Source organism: Runella sp. SP2 (assembly GCF_003711225.1).
Lineage (GTDB): Bacteria > Bacteroidota > Bacteroidia > Cytophagales > Spirosomataceae > Runella.
The window spans coordinates 928,519-945,824 of sequence record NZ_CP031030.1 but is presented as its reverse complement, the minus strand read 5'-3'; the positions used below and the strand labels follow the sequence as shown (position 1 = coordinate 945,824).

The window sequence follows — 17,306 nt, the reverse complement described above, 5'->3', positions numbered from 1 at the left end:
TTGGCTATTAATGGAAACTTGATTGATTCAATACTACTATCTAAAAGTGCCCTTTAGCTCGCACGTCAGGCGGATATTACCATCGGCAGGAGTAGCTATTACGGAGATTACGCCGCCGCTTTCGGTCAAGCTAAAAGAGGGAGCGGCTGAGATTGCTCCTGTCTTCAAAGTAGTTTGAGGCGTGATTGAGTACGTGTATTGGGTGTCACTTCTACTTGCTACAATCACCGATTCATTGAAGGTCGCCCCGTCAGGGTAAGTAGGGTCAGCCCCATAACAGGTGCATTTGGCCGAAATACGCTCATTGACTGCGATTGGTAGCGTGAAAAGCGTCCCCGCCGTAGCGCCTTCGTAATAGCTTTCAGTTGTTTTAATTGACCCTGCTTCTGGATGCGAAACAGCCGTAAGTCCACCTGTTCGGCCAAAGGTCAGGCCAACGTATGCAATATCCACCACGTTATTGGCGCTGGCTTGGGTATAAAGTCTAAACTTGTACTCGTCCCCTGCTTGCAGAAAAACCTTGCCCGTTGATACCACAAAATCTGTGGCATCGTTGACCGACACGGGGTTATAATACACATCTACGTTGTTCACCACATTAGAGAATACTACGTTGGTGCCGCCCACGTTACGGCCTATTACCGTTACCGCATAATAACCCGTAAATGGGGCCTTAATTGCCTTCCATTCTGCGCTTTTGATTGTGGCTGTATTGTCGCTAAATCGTAAGTAATTCCTGAATAAGCCCCCTCCCATAATCGGTGCCACACTCGTCCAATCGGCGTTTACGTTCGATTTCCCCGATTTCAAATCGCCATTGATAATCAAATTGTAGGAAGACATTGGTACGCGCGACCCTGTTCTACCTCCGTAAGAACTACTTACATCATTTTGTGAGCCTGTATTCAGCGTGGCGTGACTACCAATATTCCCCGAATTGGGGTTGTTTCCAAAGCCGTAGGTATTCACTACCACATTGTTTGTATTGACTGGAATCGAAAAATCATCGTCCCAATAGCAAGAATAAAAATTGAATTGAGAATCGAGTACATCTTGCTCTATTTCCATACGACCAACCGTTTGGTAGCTTAGGTCACAATTATAGAAATTGCAATTTTGGGCGTTTTGATTGCCATACAAATGGATTGCGTAGGTGTCATACCAGATGTTGCAGTCGTAGAAACTATTGGCGTTGAACTCCGTCCTGTCGCCTGCCGTTCCCGTATGGATATAAATCCCATTCGCAATTTTGCAGCGGCGCCATACGCTCCAATAAGTTTCGTCAATAGTATCCAAGTTTTGGTTGCCAAATCTAAGGCGCTTCAAGTAACACTCTTCCATGTTGCCAAAGTACCAACCGTCGAAATCGCAAGTGCCATCTATTTCAAGACCCTTAACGGAGGTTCTCATGCAGTCGTCAAATAAAATAGTCGCGGTTGTTGCACTGTTGGTAGAAGTGATTTTTGCACCATAACCTTCAATCACTAGGGCGTTTTGCTCATTTCCCGAGCCTTTTACCGTAAGAGTACCCGCGCCGATAAAGTAGTTTTTGCCTCTCAAAAATGCTATTTTGCCTTTTTTGTAGGCATTAAACATATTTTGAAGCGCTACCCTGTCATTTGTGACGCCATTGCCGACCGCTCCAAACATCTCTGGCGTCACAAATGCTCCAGTGTCGAGCTTGGAGGCAAAGCGATTGCTCAAGTCTGCCTGATTGCTTAGTGTCCCCGAAATCCCTCCCCATGTAGGAGTTCCAGCACTGACATCCGCAGATGGTGCCCAGGTGCTACCGTTCCACTTGATGACCTGCCCTGTGGTTGCTCCCGATTGGGTAAGCTCACTTGGTGCATGGCCATGCGTTAAATTTGCCTTGCCACCCAAGGTATTTTGGATGGTTTTGGCATAGTTAAGCGTTTTGGTGAACGCTTGCCGCAATCGGGCTGCTGTTATGGTTTTAGAGGTATTGGACGGCAAAAGTGAGTCAACCGCTGCTTGCGCTTCGGACTGCGTACTTTGTGCATAGCTAGGAATGGCACAAGCGAGCACTATTCCTAGCATAAGGATTAATGGATTTTTCATGTTTATCTTACTATCAATGGTTGATTTAAGGTAGAAGTAGTTGTTTCGATAAAGGAGGCCGCTGTATTTGTATAGACATATTGACCATACATATTGATTCTTGCGGGCCAGTCGGTATTTAGGTTGGTCAGTTCAACAACCAAATTCCCTCCCACATTACTATCGTGAGCAAGTAAGTCCACCTGCATCAACTCATTATCAGTTCCTGGGCCTAAAAGTGTTACCGAATCATATACTTTTCCCGTACTTGAGTTTTTCAACCTTACTCGAAACGGCGAGTTTGCAGCTTGATAAAAGCTAAGATATATACGATACCGATACACGTTATCCCCCGAGCCAAATGAAAGTGCGCTCACTACTTGTGATACCGAAGCATTAGCTTTTAGCGCAAATTGTCGGTATCGAGTATCACTAGATTGTGGTGAACCTAAAGCATTGTCCTTATTGTAGAGTTCATAGAATGATGACTGAGTTGTGTGCGTCCACGGGCTTGTTGCAACAATATCCCCGCCTGTACTGGCAGAAAAACCAGATTGAAGCAAAAAGTTTTGAGGCTTGTGTACTGAAAGGCTTGGCGTAGGTTCGTTATAGCAATAAGCCTTTGAAAAAATAATAGACCCATTTGAGTTAAAATTCGTACGCTGACAGTTATCAAAAATGACTTTCCCTTTCGTGGTCTGAGTATGCGAAATGTCATACTTGGGAAATCGGCTAAAATTGCATCTATCAAATCTATATTCCGATTCGGAATACTGACCTAGTTCAATATTAACTTCAGAATTTGATTCTTGCGCCACTAACGGGCTAAAAATGCAATTTTTAAACTGAAGACTCTGAGAGGAGTTATTTGAGGTTGTCTTGATGAACTTTCGAGAAGAATTGCATTGCATACCATCGAAATGGACATCCTCAAAGACAAATTTCCCATTCACTAAATTTGAACCTTGTGTGAGATTTAGTAAAGTGGATACCTGCTCAATACGTCCCCCTCTCATTGAAATTATCCCTGAAACTCCCTCACTTTTCAGCAAAGTAGTACCTAAGCCAGTCATAAAGTTTGATAAAATAGCATTGCTACTATTGAAATTTACCAGGGTAAGACCAAATCCTAGTCCACCACCACCAATTTGAAATATTACACCACCATCGCCAGTAACTCCTCCATGACAGTTGACAAACAGATGATTGAATGCCTGACCTGTGTTAGGTGCCATGTAAAAGAAATTTGTAATGCCACTGCCTACACAATCCTCAAAATGTGTAAACTCCCCATTCGCATAGCCGCCAGCAAGGATTCCAAATGCTTTGTTTGCCTTGTAAGAATGAATACGTTCTAGCGAATGTGCACTCGTTGCCGTCGTTGACCATAAAACTCCATATTCTGCACCACCATTTGTTTCGCATGAAACCGTGAAGTTCTCTAATTTTAAGTATCTCCCCAGCCCTGCGGTTATGTTCAACACAGCGTTTTTGCCACTGCCACGCAACATAATCATTGTACCTGTGGTAAACTGAGGACTAGAAGTGTTCCAATCAAATGTAGGCCCTTCGCCAATGATTCTTATCTTTTCCGCGCTTGGCAAACTAGCAGGACTTACCGTCCCTAGAAACAATTCATCGGTAGTAATAATAACCCCTTGACCAAGATAAAGGTCGCCCCCTTTAGATACAGCGAAATCAATTGCTTTTTTAATCGTAACTTTATCGTCGGTTGTGCCATCGGCTTTTACACCAAACCACCGTGCATAAGTATAACCATAATATGCAATTTCCCAACGTCCTGTTGCTTGCCCTGTTACCTGTATAACAGAACCATCATTGGCAGTAGCCGTGCTCGTTGCATTCCAAATATAAAGCCATCCGCCGCCATCATTTGCCGTATAATACCCCATTGTTCTTACGCCTTCGCTAGCGTAAGCCCCAACCCGCGTTTTCAAAGCTGCGATATTTGTAACAGTAGAAATCACATTTCCACTTGCCCCACCACCTGTGGCATCGGTGGCATAAGTAAGAACCCCACCACTAATTTTAAGAACATTCCCTTCGGTAGCTCCTGAGAGTGAGATTTTATTTAAGGCCAATCCTCCAACTGAAATGAGTGGTTCTTTTCCCGCAAGCGCCGAATTTAAGTCGGATTGGGTACTTAGTGTGCCTGTGAGACTTCCCCAAGTTGGAGAGCTTCCTACTGCATCCGCAGAAGGCGTCCACGCCGTACCATTCCACTTTATTACCTGCCCTGTGGTTGCTCCCGATTGTGTCAGGTCGCCTACAAGGTGCGTGTGACTTGTGTTTGCTTTGCCATTTAGGGCGGTTTGTAAATCAGATTGTGTGCTTAGTGTCCCCGTAATTGCCCCCCAAGTAGGCGCACTCCCAACGGCATCCGCAGACGGTACCCACGCAGAGCCGTTCCATTTCAGGATTTGCCCTGAGGTGGCTCCACCAGAAGAAAGTTTTAGCGGCGATAGACCGCCATTCGCAATGTTGGGCTGTACATAATCAAGCACTTTCCGAAACGCAGTTTGTAGGCGTATCGGTGTAATTAAACGCGCTGTATTAACAGGCAGAAGGCTGTCAATTTTTTGTTCGGTTGTCTCTCGTGAGACTTGGGCTTGTGTAACTATTGCTGTTAGAAGCGATAACCACATTAAAACGTGTTTTCTCATGGCAAATTATATATTTTAACAATTAATTCAATTTTAAATATTATTCCTAAAAATCTAGGTTATACCTCTCAATTAAAGTCATAAATATTACTAATCTAGCGACCATAATGAGACAAATATCCCAAATACGTAACTTTACAAAGTTATATAATTTAATACTACTAAATATTTTTTATATATAACACTGACTTTAAGGTTCAAGTCATAAATAAGTTTAAAAACGAACAAAGTTTTCCTAAAGTAGCCAAAGAGTTAGACGTTAGTAAAGGTATTATTTATCATTGTGTCCTGCTCCCAGAAGACGTAACCATTTAAAATTGGAGGAATTTCATAATTTTCACAATCAAAATGGTAAAACAAGCAAATCTAGTAAATTACAAATCGTACAATCTTAAGTAGTGTATGTAAAGATAAGAGCGAAAAAGATGTATGTCTAGAACACGACATCTCACCAGGGGATTTTATAATTGGAAAAGTAGGTATGGGGTATGGGAACAGACGAGCTTAGGCTAATGTGAGAATTAGAAAATGCAAGGTTAGAGAAACTGTTAGCCGATAAAAGCCTTGAATATGACATACTCAAGGAGGGATGTGAACTCCTAAAAACAGGGCCGCCTCAGCGGTTGTAGCCTCTTTTACCCATCAACAAATAACAAATCGTAAGACAAATTATTGTAGAAAAAGCGGCCTCGTCACCCTCTCCATATACTTTTAACCCTGTACTGTCGATGAAAAGATGAAGGGCTTCGAAATACTATCCTTATCAGGAACTGGGGCTGAAAAAGCTACTACTTTGGCCTGTCGGCGACATAATTGAGTGTATCTTGGTACTTGCAGATTTATCTAAATATCACCTAATATTCTCTTTATCAACCCTTTAATCTACCGAAACGCAAGTCAAAAGACTGCTTTAACAGCCAAATCGGCCTGAATACACTCGTCGGAATAGCGAAGCCGGCCGCCAGCACCGCGTGGATCTTGATAATACCAATTCATCAACGTATCTTCACTAAGCTAAAGCGCAACAAATCCCTTGGTAATCAATGCTTTATTATACTCAGACCAGTTGCTTAGTCGGTTCGTTTCTTTGGCAGGTTGTGACTTCTTAACTTTTTTTAGTTTTTTAGGAATTTGGTTGTCGACATAAGTAAAAAAGTGTAATTTTGGCATAGTACTGGAGCCCATAGGGCGGTGACTTTGGAGGTTTGGCAATCTCAAAGTTCGCCATTCCAGTGCTTTTTTGAACAGGTTGTGATGCTTTAATACTGCCATACAACAAAGTCGTTGTGCGTTATACTAATCGAAACGAAAGTGCTAAAAATTGACATTAAAATATAGACAAAAGAAATGCTTTTTAACTCAATAGATTTTGCAATATTTTTCCCAATATTTTTTATACTCTATTGGTTTGTAACAAACAAAAACTTGAGACTGCAAAATTTTCTGATAGTTGCAGCAAGTTATTTTTTTTATGGTTGGTGGAATTGGAGATTTCTTTTTTTAATCTTATTCAGTTCACTTGTTGATTATTTTGTTGGTATAAGATTGTTAAAACAAGAAAATTTAACAAAAAGAAAAATACTACTTTGTACAAGTATCTTATTAAACCTAGGATCTCTTATTTTTTTTAAATACTACAACTTTTTTCTTCATAACATCAATAGTGTATTTTCACTTTTTGGGGCAAAAATTCAAGCTAACTCTTTAAATATCATCTTGCCCGTTGGTATTAGCTTTTATACGTTTCAAACTATGAGTTACAGCATTGATGTTTACAAACGAAAACTTGAACCAACAGAAGACTTTATTTCTTTTTCTGCATTTGTTAGTTTTTTTCCACAGTTAGTAGCAGGACCAATTGAAAGAGGAGCACATTTGCTTCCTCAATTTTATAAAAAACGTAAGTTTGAGTATACAAAAGCAATTGACGGAATGCGACAAATACTTTGGGGTTTGTTCAAGAAAATTGTAATTGCTGATAATTGTGCTGATTTTGCAAATCAAATTTTTAACAATTCAGCTGATATGAATGGTAGTACGCTTGTTGTAGGAGCCTTGTTTTTTACCTTTCAAATCTATGGAGACTTTTCTGGTTATTCGGATATTGCAATTGGAACATCCAGGCTTCTGGGATTTAACTTAATGCAAAACTTCAATTTCCCATATTTTTCAAGAGATATTGCGGAATTTTGGAGACGTTGGCATATTTCACTTTCAACTTGGTTTAGAGATTATCTTTATTTCCCGTTAGGTGGTAGTCGCAGTAGTACTTGGTTGAAAGTAAGAAACATATTTCTAATTTTCATTGTAAGTGGTTTTTGGCACGGTGCTAATTGGACATTTATTGTTTGGGGTGTATTAAATGCCATTTACTTTTTACCACTTTTATTAACTAACAACAATCGTAATAATTTAGAGACTGTGGCTCAAGGAAAATTAATTCCAAGTCTAAAAGAAATTACATTAATGTTACTAACCTTTGGATTAACTGTGTTTGCTTGGATATTCTTTAGAGCAGAAAATATCGGACACGCAATAAGCTACGTTTCTAAAATTTTTTCTCCGTCACTTTTTTCAATACCGAAATTTTCGGGAATGTCAAAAGGCCTGTCAACTTTAATTTTTATTTTTATTTTTATCTTTATAGAATGGAAAGGAAGAGATGGGGAATATGCAATTTCTAATTTAGGCTTAAAATGGAAAAGACCTATAAGGTATGCAATTATTATTGCATTTTTTTGGTTTGGAGGAAAAGAACAACAATTTATCTATTTTCAATTCTAGAAACTTATGAGAATATTTTTCAGGAAAATACTATTGTTCAATATTGGCCTAGCATTAATTTATACAATTCTTTTTTTAAGTTACAACGCCTATTTAAACAACTCTTTTAAAAAGAAAGGAATTTTTATCTGGGGGGACTCTCAAGCTTATCAGGGTATAGATTTAAAAGAACTATCAAATACAATAGGAAAAAAGTATTCACTTCAGCACATCATGGTGCAGGTGTGTATGACTTTTTATTATTCACTGAGCAAGTACCTAAAAGTTCTGAAGTTATTATCTCAGTATCAAAGCTTGTTCAAGTTAGAAAAAAGAAAACGACTACAACAGTTCTGGTTTATCTTTATGGGCATTAAAACAATTATATGAAAATAATTATTCACTAAAAGAAATTACATCTATTTTAAAATTAAATATTAAACCTAAAAATAACATTTCAGAATCAACAAGTTTATATAATTATTCAGATTCGACTCAAATAGGTTTATCATTATATCATTTCAAGAATCATTACAAAAAAATTCCTTCATTTTTTTATGATAAGCAAAACCTTTATCTGATTGGTATTCGAAATTTAATAAAAAAGAAATGCAAAATAACTTTCATAGAATTTCCATACCATAAAGAATTAGTAAACATTGAAAATAAGTCACCTATCAAAGGGAAAACGGATAATTTCAAACATCAAATAGGTAGTTTATTCAAAGACTATGCAATAGATACAATTAAATTAGAGGAAGATAAAAATATTTTTAAAGACTTAAGCCATTTAAATTGTTTAGGAGCAAAAGATTTATCTAGAAAACTAGGAAAAAAAATAATAAAACACAAACATACAATAATATATATATGTAATGGCGGAGGTAGTAGTGTGTATTAAGTTTTAGTTTGCATTGACACTAAGCTAACAGCTAATTGTTATATACGTAAATAATAAAAATTAGTGAATGTGAGCACAGATTTGAGTCTTCTTTTGAGACAATTCTTTTATACCAATGTTATGTTTGAATAGATACTTGTAAGGGCTTTAAAAGTCGATTCCTCCATATATGGTAAATTATAAAGATTTGTAACTGTTTAAGGTAGCCCATTGAAAAGTACCTCGTAGAGCACTTTCGATATTGAGAATGATATTATGGTGCATTTTTCGGATTGTAGAAATGAGGCCAGCGGTAAGGGCATAGGTAGGTAGTTGCCCCACCGATACTTCGGAAGCAAATACTGACTTTTGTTTTACCTTGGCGGCTCTCAAATCACGCACGGCCGAAGCGGTAGCAAAAAGAAAACTTACAGTAATAACAGTTTCTATTATAAATAATCAAATTGCATAAAGGGCGAACAGTTCAAAGCAGCCCCCGTCTGCCACGTTGATGAAACAGGTTTACGCATTGAAGGTGATTTAAAATGGCTTCATTTGGCAAGTAACCATCTATACTTCGCCAATAATCAACGAGGCCGCCCTTTAAGGAAATGTAGTTAAACAACTTAATAGCCCACCCTCTCCTTTTTTATGGGCGAATCGTAGTGAGTATCTGTTTTCTTGACTTTTTGTACTTCAATTCACCGCATTTTTATACAAAAATGTGTACCATTTTTTGAACCCCCTCAATCTTAGAGCTACCTTTGTAGAACATTATTAGATAAAAAAGGATTTACAAAGAATGAAGAAAATTATCAATTTATGCCCTACAGGAACCCAAACCACTAAAGAGAATTCATTAGCTCCAATTTATTTTAATGAAATAATTGATGATGTGCTATCCTGTTATGAAGTCGGAATTACATTAGTACATTTGCACGCACGAGATATTAAAGGTAACAATACATACAAGCGAGAAGTCTATCAGAAAATTATTGATGGTATCAAGGAAAATGCACCTGATTTGGTGGTTGGGGTCTCACTAAGTGGCCGTTTTTACAGTGATAAGGTTTTAAGAGCAGAAGTTTTAAGCCTCCAGCCCGATTTGGCATCACTTACGATGTCATCCTTGAATTTTCCGAAAAGCGCCTCTATCAATGATCCTGATACAATCCTTTGGTTGATTGATGAAATGAATAAATACGGAGTCAATCCTGAAATTGAGTGTTTTGATTCTGGGATGCTTAATTTTGTTAATTATTTATTAAGAAAAAATGTATTAGCAGCCCCCCTTTACATCAATGTGATTTTGGGTAATTTGTTTAATGCAGGAACTGACATTTCGACGGTAGCGTCAATTATAAACAATCTTCCAAAAGGAGCAAAAGTATGTTTTGGAGGAATTGGGCAAGCACAAATGAAAGCGAATGTCTTTGGATTGTTAGAAGCAGACGGCGTAAGAATTGGACTAGAAGATAATCTTTATTACGAAGGCAAAGAGAAAACGACAAACACCTTGTTACTCTCTCGTATAAGTAGAATTATGAAAAATTTTGGGTATTCGTGTATGAGCTCAAGTGAATTTAGATCATTAGGATATGGAAACAGAAAAACTACTAATTTTAGGGTTAAGTGAACCGACTTTAACCATGATATTTGATAATTTAGAATCATGCCGTTTATTCCCCGAGATAAGCATAGTCAATAACCTGTCTATTAACGACTTAAAGCCTTACACAAATCCAAAGTTTAAAATCAAAATACTTGAGAGCCTAGAAAATTTCTCTGATGAAAAAGTTACTTTTTTAGGAGTTAATAAGCCCAAATCTAAATTTACTGTTTGGCAAGAGTTTGAAAAATATGCACCAAATTATATTAATATCATAAATCAAGCCACTTCTATCTCATCAACAGTTCATCTAGGCGTTGGCGTTCACATAAATAGTTTAGTATCAATTGCGGCATTTACAAGAATAGGTAATTGGGTATCTATTAATCGAAATGCCTCAATCGGGCATCATACTGAAATCAACGATTTTGTAACCATTAATCCTGGAGCAAATATTGCTGGCTTTGTAAAAATCGGAGAAAAGACTTTGATAGGTATGGGAGTAAACGTTATTGACGGAGTTAGCATTGGTAAAAATACAATTATTGGTGCTGGCTCATTAGTTACTAAAGACGTTCCCGATGGTGTGATTGCATATGGTAATCCATGTAAAATAATAAGAGAGAATGAAGCATAATCCTTACAAAATTGTTCAAATGTTTGAAGAAGAGGTAGCAGAATATACAGGCGCTCCCTATGCAGTTTCAGTTGACTCTTGTACAAACGCTTTATTTTTATGTTGTAAATATTTAAGTATAAAAGAAGTTACAATTCCTAAAAGAACATATATTTCAGTCGCTCAATCAATTATTCATGCTGGAGGACGTGTTTTATTTGAGGACTTAGATTGGAATGGTATTTATCAATTAAAACCCTATCCTATTTTTGATTCTGCAAAAAGGCTTACAAGCCAAATGTACATTCCTAACTCATATATGTGTCTATCATTTCACATCAAAAAACATCTTAAAATTGGTAAAGGCGGAATGATTTTGAGTGATAATAAAGACGCTGTTGAATGGCTAAAAAAGGTTCGATATGAAGGCAGAAAAGAAGTGAGTTATGAAATGGATGATATTAACCTTCTAGGATGGAATATGTACATGACCCCTGTAGAAGCAGCGCAAGGTTTAATGCTTATGCAAAATTTACCTAAACATAATCCTGACCTTGTTGAGGTATATCCTGATTTGTCAAAATTTTCCTTTTTCAGATAATATGCTTCATATTATTACCCCCTTATATAGATTTGAATTGTTGGAAAAAATCTATCGAACTATACCGAAGAAAGATGATATTGTTTGGCATATTTCTAAGAGTGTTTATCGAGAAAAGCTAAACCACGACTTTATTTTCACTGACAAAAGGGTTAAATTATACGAAATAGACTGTTTAGATTCCGATATAATAACTAAACGAAACACAGTTTTCAAGTCAATCAAAGAAGGTTTTTTTTACTTATTAGATGATGATACTATTTTTTTGGAAGAAGTATATAGTCTTTATAAAGAACAGGAATCAAAAGGTTTTATTGGAATGATTATAGGTAATCAGTGGCACTACGCATACAGTGATAATAAAAGAAGGGCAATTTTTCCAACTTTAAACCCAGAAACCACTGATTTAGACACTGGAATGGTAATATGCTACCATTCTGTTTTAAAAGAAGTTCAGTGGGATTGGTCGAATTTGTATAAACGAGATTGCTATTTTTGGAGTCGATGTTTTGAATACTTTGGAAAAGAAAAAACACTTCTTGTAAATCGTACTATTTCAATTTATAACTACTATGGAGCACTAATTTATGTCAATAAAAAAGTTTTATTTTTTAATATAAACTTTAAAATCACAAATCCTAGGATTGCAAAAGTGTATTTGAATATAGTACAAATAAAAAGAAAATTAAAGACTTTATTATAAATTAAACTTAATGCCTATACCATTAGATATTATATTAGTTTGTATTCTGACAGTAATAATTCATTTTGTTGCTATTATAAGTTTATCAGCAAGAATTGTAGGCGTTAGAACAAAGAAAATATCTTCTTCTACTTCTATTTTTAATATTATTAGCTTAATTGCTCAATTCTCAAATACTATTCAAGCCCCCTTATTGACAAAGTATGTTGAGAAGGGCATTACTTTGGCGCAACATAATGATTTTATTTTTAGAGAAATTATATTCTGCGCAACTTTAGGGACGTGTATTGGAGCATTTGCAGTTCCTACGGTTCATCGTTTTATGAAAAAGGGAGTTGAAGCATTGTATGTTCACCGTTCGATTTTTGTGTTACTTACCAAGTCAATTAGAAAATCTACATTTATTGTTCTTAAAAAAAGTTTAACTTTACCTAAGATAGAAAATGTATATCGTTTAAAATACTACGATGATATTCCTAAGAAAATGATTTTACTCAATTGCCTCGTATATGGTTTTATTACAGTAAGCGTTTTATCTTGCTTGTATGCGGGTTATTTGAACCCGAACTTACGAACTACCTCCTTGTCAATGAATGGCTTTAGTTCTGGGTTAGCGACAATTGGAATGTTACTTTTTATTGAACCTTATAATGCAACACTAACTGATAAAGTCGTCGATGGTTCAGTATCAGAGTCTTATTTTAGGCGATATCTTACGTTTGTAATCATTGCCCGAGTATTTGGTACTTTTTTAGGCCAGTTTTTACTTATACCTTTAGCAAAGGTTATAGCTGTATTGGTACAATGGCTTTAATACAGTCCGTAAAAAGTTGAATACAAATTAGAGGCTTGTGCTGTATGACAGGTGCACGATTCTATATTGGAAGGTTGCTAAGAGTCAAACAAATACTTGGCAAGAAATCTTACAAGGACTGAGTGCAGCATTGATGAGCTTGGAGAGTAAGTGGACAGTGGACAACCCCCTCCCTAGCCTTTCGGGGCTAAAATTGTAATACTTCCTCGCTTTGATAAATTTTAAGATTACTTACTTTTTTTTCAGGTACAAGTTAAAAAGATATGCAATGTTTCAGTGTTGTTTTAGGCAAAAAATTAAACACTCAACACAATACATTCATTTTCAGTACTTATAAGTAACATTCTATGTGTCGGCGGGATCACAAAACAACAAAAAAGCCTCAAAACGCGCTGTTTTGAGGCTTTTTTGTTGAACTATTTCAGCGCCCGCCTTGGTACAGTACCTTCTTTTTTTCTTCCAAAGTATATACACCTTTCCATTGCGTTAGAAGATAATTTCCATTACCCCAAGTTCCTGCACCGTTATCTTTGAGTGGCGACAAAATAATGGAACTATCTGCCAGGGTTGGCAAAAACAATTCTACCTCTCCCTCATTTTCTTTGGCATCATCGGCAAAAATCACAAAAGCCGAAACCGTCTGATTTAAGGTCGTATCTTGAGGGTTGAGGCGAACACCCTGCTCAAATAATCGCACACAATTATTTTTTACCGACGACCAAGTATAGCCTGCCGAGCCTTTGCAACCATGTTTGTCGAGATCACCGCCAACAATCGGCACCTCCCCTACTTTGGTTGTATCATTTTTGCTACTTTGACCTTCCTGGGTTTGGCACGCACCTAAACCCATAAGTAGCGCCCAACAAATTATCTTCTTCATTTTATTTTTTGTTTTGTTAAGCAAATTATGCTCTCCTATGAGAAGTAGTAAAAAAAATAAATCTTCTTGAATTCAGGGTATAGAATCAAGAAAATATCATTTTTACCTAGTAATAGTAAAAATAACCATATTCTAACTACCCAGTAAATCAATGAAGAAAGTACTACTATCGTTGGTCGCCTGTTGGCTGATACTTGACGTAACTGCCCAGACAAAAATTACGCTCAATAGTGACTTAGCCAAAACCCAAATCAACAAGCACATTTACGGGCATTTTGCCGAACACCTTGGGCGTTGTATTTATGGCGGCATTTATGTAGGCGAAGGTAACACAAAAATCCCTAACACAGCAGGGGTTCGTAACGACGTCATTCAAGCCTTAAAAGACCTCAAAATCCCCAACCTTCGCTGGCCTGGTGGATGTTTTGCAGATACATACCAATGGAAAGATGGAATTGGCCCAAAAGAAAAACGGCCTAAAATGGTAAACGTTTGGTGGGGCGGCGTCACTGAAGACAATAGCTTTGGTACGCACGATTTCCTCGACCTCTGTGAGCGTATCGGGGCGGAGCCATATTTGGCTGGGAATGTAGGGAGCGGAACAGTCAAAGATTTGGTCGATTGGGTTTCCTACGTTAATCATCCAGGGGGTAGCCCAATGGCCGAACTTCGTAAACAAAACGGCCGTGAAAAACCTTGGAATGTTCAACTCTGGGGAGTCGGAAATGAAGCCTGGGGCTGCGGTGGAAACATGACAGCAGAATATTACGCGAATATTTACCGCCAATACGCCACGTTTATGGCCGACTGGAACAACACAGGGAAACTCTATCGAATCGCCTCAGGAGCAAGTGACGGCGATTACCAATGGACGGAAACATTGATGAAAAACATTCCTCATAACATGCTTTCGGGGGTTGCGTTGCACCATTATTCTGTCATTAGTTGGACTGACAAAGGCCCTTCTGTTAATTTCAACGAGCAGGAGTATTTTAAAATCATGGATGAGGCCTGGAAAATGGAAGAGTTTGTGACACGACATAGCACCATCATGGACAAATACGACCCCGAGAAAAAAGTGGCCTTGATTGTCGATGAATGGGGCGGCTGGTACAGCGTAGAACCTGGTACCAATCCTGGGTTTTTGTACCAACAAAATACCATGCGCGACGCGATGATTGCAGGTCTAACGCTCAACATCTTCAACAATCACGCTGATCGTGTTCGGGGAGCTAACCTCGCCCAAATCGTCAACGTGCTTCAATCGGTTATTTTAACCAATGAAGAGAAAATGTTGCTCACCCCAACGTACCACGTGATGAAAATGTATAACGTTCACCAAGATGCGCTGTTGGTACCTATCAGCATCGAATCGCCGTCTTATGAGTTTCAAGGGAAAAAACTGACGGCAGTTTCTGCTTCTGCTTCAAAAAATGCCGCTGGTGCCATGACAATCTCCCTAACCAATATTGATTACAGCAAGCCGCACGAAGTTACCATTAATTTACGAGGCGATGAGTTCTCAAAAGTGTCAGGTCAGATACTCGCTTCTGCTAAAATCAATGATTTCAATAGTTTTGAACAACCCAACAAAATCACAGTAAAAGAATTTGCAGGTGCAAAGCTCGATAAAGGAGTGTTAAAACTTACGATTCCTGCCTATAGCGTCATTACACTGACGCTCAAGAAATAATTTTTTGTAGTTAAATCAAATTAAAGTCCCCATCAGCATCGCTCATGGGGACTTTTGTGCTATATAACAGGGCATCTGATGATCCCCTGTTATGATATATTACTTACCCTTATCTATTAAATGTTGTCAACGACCTTATTTCCTTACTTTTGTTATCGTGAAAGGCACACATATTGCTTTGGTAGGACAGCAGTCGCCTTCAAAGAAAATGAATGAACAACACCCTGCCGTTGGACAAGCAACATTGGTCGCTGTGAAGCGATAAGTACCTGATTGGGTCACTTGAAGAACGGAGGTAGTGGCATTCGGGATAAGTTGGTTGTCTTTGTACCATTGAATGTTGGTATAGCCATTCGGGATTGAAAGTTCAAATATTTGTCCAGCACAAATTGGAGCGGGTACTGTCACGCAAGTTCGATCAAAGTCGTCTTCGGTTTCGACACCATTGTTGGGAGTAGAATCGACATCACCTTGGTCTGCTTTAGAAATTTCTGCGGTGAAATACTGCACTCCCGTCTGCGTTACTTGCACCCCGATAGATAGAGTGACTGTTTGACCTACTGCGATATTCCCAATGGTCCATGTACCCGTACCTGAATTATATGTACCCGTAGCTGTTGCAAATGTCTGGAAACTCATACCCGCTGGTAAAATATTCTTTACTTCTACCCCTGAAGCAGGATTTTGGCCTTCGTTTGTGACAGTTACGGTCAAAGTAATATTTCCATTCAAGCCTGGTTGTTGGTTGCTGGTCGCTACTGTAAGAGATAAGTCTATGTTACAGTCTTGTACAGTTACAATCACAGGAGTGCGAGGCACCGCAAGGCAGTTACCACTAACCCCCGTTAAGGCTACATAAAACGTATCTGTCACGGTGGCTATGCCAGTAGGTGTATAGCTTAAACCAGTGGCTAAAGCAGAACCGCCCGTAGCATTGGCAAACCATTCCGCACCTACACCTTGGGTATTATTTCCACTAATCGCTACGTTCAACGTTGAAAATGCTCTACCTCTACATGCTGTGGCATTGGGAGTTAGGATATTTACTTGGGGACAAACACAGTTAGGAATTATTACCGAAACCGTGTCACGGCAGGTCAAAGAGTCTGACTGAACTTGCAACACAAACCGATATTCACCCGAGGCTGTCATGCCGCTCACCAATCCTTCTGGTGTGGTTATGCTTACAGTCGTGTTGGGCTGAACACTCAATACTTTCCATTTTTGCCCCACGGCTGCATCAACCAAATTGGCTGTTGTGGGAGGGGTGGTGGCGCATATTAAGGTCTGATCAGGGCCTGCGTTAGGTTTCACACAGGGAGTAGTACAAGCAGCATCAGGCCCCAATTTATCTACAAACTGCTCTAAAGGAATGACGTTTCCGCTGATAGCCTGCCCAGAGCGTGAGTAAAAACTACAAGCCGTATTAAGTGATGCAAGTGTTTTTGCGACGGTTACAAATGGGTCTGTTTTGGCTAAAATTCCTACTGGTCCCTGACAAGAATTTCCCCTGAAGGTAAAAAGTGCAACGGGTGTACCATTGGCAAATGTGCCATAATTTACTTCAGTGGGGGTTTTGCCGATCACATAATAAAGGAAGTTCGGGTCTAAATTGGAAGAAGCAAACACAGGTTGATTTCCAAGCTTTAAAGGGCTTTTTTCCCAAGTCCCCCGAATATCAGTAATGTTTTGAATCACAAAATCTTTAGGAACTTTCAACGAGACTTGCGCTGTAGCGCCAAATTCATTTGCATCACTGTTATTAGAATTTGGGGTGGCATATCTAGGCACTACCCAGGCCGTATAAGTCTGACTAGGAGCATCATAGGTCAATTGGTAATTGACCTGATTTGTCGAGAGTTGTTGCGCTACTACGGGAACAAAGCAATGAACCCAAATAAGCCCAACCCAAGCGAGTGTAAATAATCCGTTTTTCATTGTAGTCTGTGTTTATTGCGTTGAATTTTTTAGACGTTCTAGGGGCATTACGCCCCTGAACGTATCT

Annotated in this window: 13 protein-coding genes; 7 read left to right on the top strand and 6 right to left on the bottom strand. The window is 38.5% G+C overall.

Annotated elements, in window-relative coordinates:
• Positions 1 to 36: 36 nt before the first annotated feature.
• The 3 genes from DTQ70_RS03765 to DTQ70_RS03755 all read right to left on the bottom strand — a co-directional run bounded on the left by DTQ70_RS03765 (position 37) and on the right by DTQ70_RS03755 (position 6,014).
• A complete protein-coding gene (locus tag DTQ70_RS03765; protein WP_122929569.1) occupies positions 37 to 2,079 on the bottom strand; it encodes a hypothetical protein in 2,043 nt (680 codons plus the stop codon).
• 2 nt (positions 2,080 to 2,081) lie between these two features.
• Positions 2,082 to 4,742 (bottom strand): hypothetical protein, encoded by a 2,661-nt coding sequence (locus DTQ70_RS03760; RefSeq protein ID WP_164489847.1) that lies wholly within the window; start codon positions 4,740 to 4,742, stop codon positions 2,082 to 2,084.
• Positions 4,743 to 5,756: 1,014 nt separating this feature from the next.
• Positions 5,757 to 6,014 carry a hypothetical protein gene (locus DTQ70_RS03755; RefSeq protein WP_122929567.1) on the bottom strand — a complete coding sequence of 86 codons (258 nt, stop codon included), beginning with the start codon at positions 6,012 to 6,014 and terminating at the stop codon, positions 5,757 to 5,759.
• Between the two features lie 75 nt (positions 6,015 to 6,089).
• On the opposite strand from DTQ70_RS03755, the gene DTQ70_RS03750 reads away from it, so the two are divergent.
• Positions 6,090 to 7,526, top strand: a complete 1,437-nt coding sequence (locus tag DTQ70_RS03750; protein ID WP_122929566.1) for an MBOAT family protein — start codon at positions 6,090 to 6,092, stop codon at positions 7,524 to 7,526.
• A 1,057-nt stretch (positions 7,527 to 8,583) separates the two neighbouring features.
• Here the strand turns inward: DTQ70_RS03750 and DTQ70_RS03740 are convergent.
• Complete coding sequence (locus DTQ70_RS03740) at positions 8,584 to 8,787, bottom strand: hypothetical protein (protein WP_122929564.1); 204 nt, start codon at positions 8,785 to 8,787, stop codon at positions 8,584 to 8,586.
• Positions 8,788 to 9,187: 400 nt separating this feature from the next.
• Between DTQ70_RS03740 and DTQ70_RS03735 the strand changes: the two genes are divergently transcribed.
• From DTQ70_RS03735 to DTQ70_RS03715, 5 genes are read left to right on the top strand one after another with little or no spacing between them, the layout of a single operon-like run.
• A complete protein-coding gene (locus DTQ70_RS03735) occupies positions 9,188 to 10,021 on the top strand; it encodes a 3-keto-5-aminohexanoate cleavage protein (RefSeq protein ID WP_122929563.1) in 834 nt (277 codons plus the stop codon).
• Entirely contained in the window at positions 9,984 to 10,631 is a 648-nt protein-coding gene (locus DTQ70_RS03730) for a hypothetical protein (RefSeq protein WP_122929562.1), read from the top strand. The genes DTQ70_RS03735 and DTQ70_RS03730 overlap by 38 nt, the downstream gene beginning before the upstream one ends.
• On the top strand, positions 10,621 to 11,211 hold the full coding sequence (locus DTQ70_RS03725) for a DegT/DnrJ/EryC1/StrS family aminotransferase (protein ID WP_122929561.1): 591 nt from the start codon (positions 10,621 to 10,623) through the stop codon (positions 11,209 to 11,211). Before DTQ70_RS03730 ends, DTQ70_RS03725 begins: the two co-directional genes overlap by 11 nt.
• Position 11,212: 1 nt before the next feature.
• Positions 11,213 to 11,914, top strand: a complete 702-nt coding sequence (locus tag DTQ70_RS03720; protein ID WP_122929560.1) for a hypothetical protein — start codon at positions 11,213 to 11,215, stop codon at positions 11,912 to 11,914.
• A gap of 10 nt (positions 11,915 to 11,924) precedes the next feature.
• The gene (locus DTQ70_RS03715) at positions 11,925 to 12,728 is read left to right on the top strand and encodes a lipid II flippase family protein (RefSeq protein ID WP_122929559.1); all 804 of its coding nucleotides are present in this window, start codon (positions 11,925 to 11,927) and stop codon (positions 12,726 to 12,728) included.
• Between the two features lie 421 nt (positions 12,729 to 13,149).
• Here DTQ70_RS03715 and DTQ70_RS03710 read toward each other — a convergent pair whose 3' ends face one another.
• Complete coding sequence (locus DTQ70_RS03710) at positions 13,150 to 13,608, bottom strand: hypothetical protein (RefSeq protein ID WP_122934259.1); 459 nt, start codon at positions 13,606 to 13,608, stop codon at positions 13,150 to 13,152.
• A gap of 151 nt (positions 13,609 to 13,759) precedes the next feature.
• On the opposite strand from DTQ70_RS03710, the gene DTQ70_RS03705 reads away from it, so the two are divergent.
• Positions 13,760 to 15,301, top strand: coding sequence for an alpha-N-arabinofuranosidase (locus DTQ70_RS03705; protein WP_122929558.1), 1,542 nt, complete (start codon positions 13,760 to 13,762; stop codon positions 15,299 to 15,301).
• A 135-nt stretch (positions 15,302 to 15,436) separates the two neighbouring features.
• On the opposite strand, the gene DTQ70_RS03700 is transcribed toward DTQ70_RS03705, so the two are convergent.
• Complete coding sequence (locus DTQ70_RS03700; protein WP_122929557.1) at positions 15,437 to 17,239, bottom strand: DUF11 domain-containing protein; 1,803 nt, start codon at positions 17,237 to 17,239, stop codon at positions 15,437 to 15,439.
• Positions 17,240 to 17,306: the final 67 nt, after the last annotated feature.

What these genes read in the sequence shown, in the direction of transcription:
- DTQ70_RS03700 (WP_122929557.1), bottom strand. Translation starts at nt 17,239, where the DNA reads ATGAAAAACGGATTATTTACACTCGCTTGGGTTGGGCTTATTTGGGTT.
- DTQ70_RS03720 (WP_122929560.1), top strand. Translation starts at nt 11,213, where the DNA reads ATGCTTCATATTATTACCCCCTTATATAGATTTGAATTGTTGGAAAAA.
- DTQ70_RS03730 (WP_122929562.1), top strand. Translation starts at nt 9,984, where the DNA reads ATGGAAACAGAAAAACTACTAATTTTAGGGTTAAGTGAACCGACTTTA.
- DTQ70_RS03765 (WP_122929569.1), bottom strand. Translation starts at nt 2,079, where the DNA reads ATGAAAAATCCATTAATCCTTATGCTAGGAATAGTGCTCGCTTGTGCC.
- DTQ70_RS03705 (WP_122929558.1), top strand. Translation starts at nt 13,760, where the DNA reads ATGAAGAAAGTACTACTATCGTTGGTCGCCTGTTGGCTGATACTTGAC.
- DTQ70_RS03755 (WP_122929567.1), bottom strand. Translation starts at nt 6,014, where the DNA reads ATGGCAGTATTAAAGCATCACAACCTGTTCAAAAAAGCACTGGAATGG.
- DTQ70_RS03715 (WP_122929559.1), top strand. Translation starts at nt 11,925, where the DNA reads ATGCCTATACCATTAGATATTATATTAGTTTGTATTCTGACAGTAATA.
- DTQ70_RS03735 (WP_122929563.1), top strand. Translation starts at nt 9,188, where the DNA reads ATGAAGAAAATTATCAATTTATGCCCTACAGGAACCCAAACCACTAAA.
- DTQ70_RS03760 (WP_164489847.1), bottom strand. Translation starts at nt 4,742, where the DNA reads ATGAGAAAACACGTTTTAATGTGGTTATCGCTTCTAACAGCAATAGTT.
- DTQ70_RS03725 (WP_122929561.1), top strand. Translation starts at nt 10,621, where the DNA reads ATGAAGCATAATCCTTACAAAATTGTTCAAATGTTTGAAGAAGAGGTA.
- DTQ70_RS03750 (WP_122929566.1), top strand. Translation starts at nt 6,090, where the DNA reads ATGCTTTTTAACTCAATAGATTTTGCAATATTTTTCCCAATATTTTTT.
- DTQ70_RS03710 (WP_122934259.1), bottom strand. Translation starts at nt 13,608, where the DNA reads ATGAAGAAGATAATTTGTTGGGCGCTACTTATGGGTTTAGGTGCGTGC.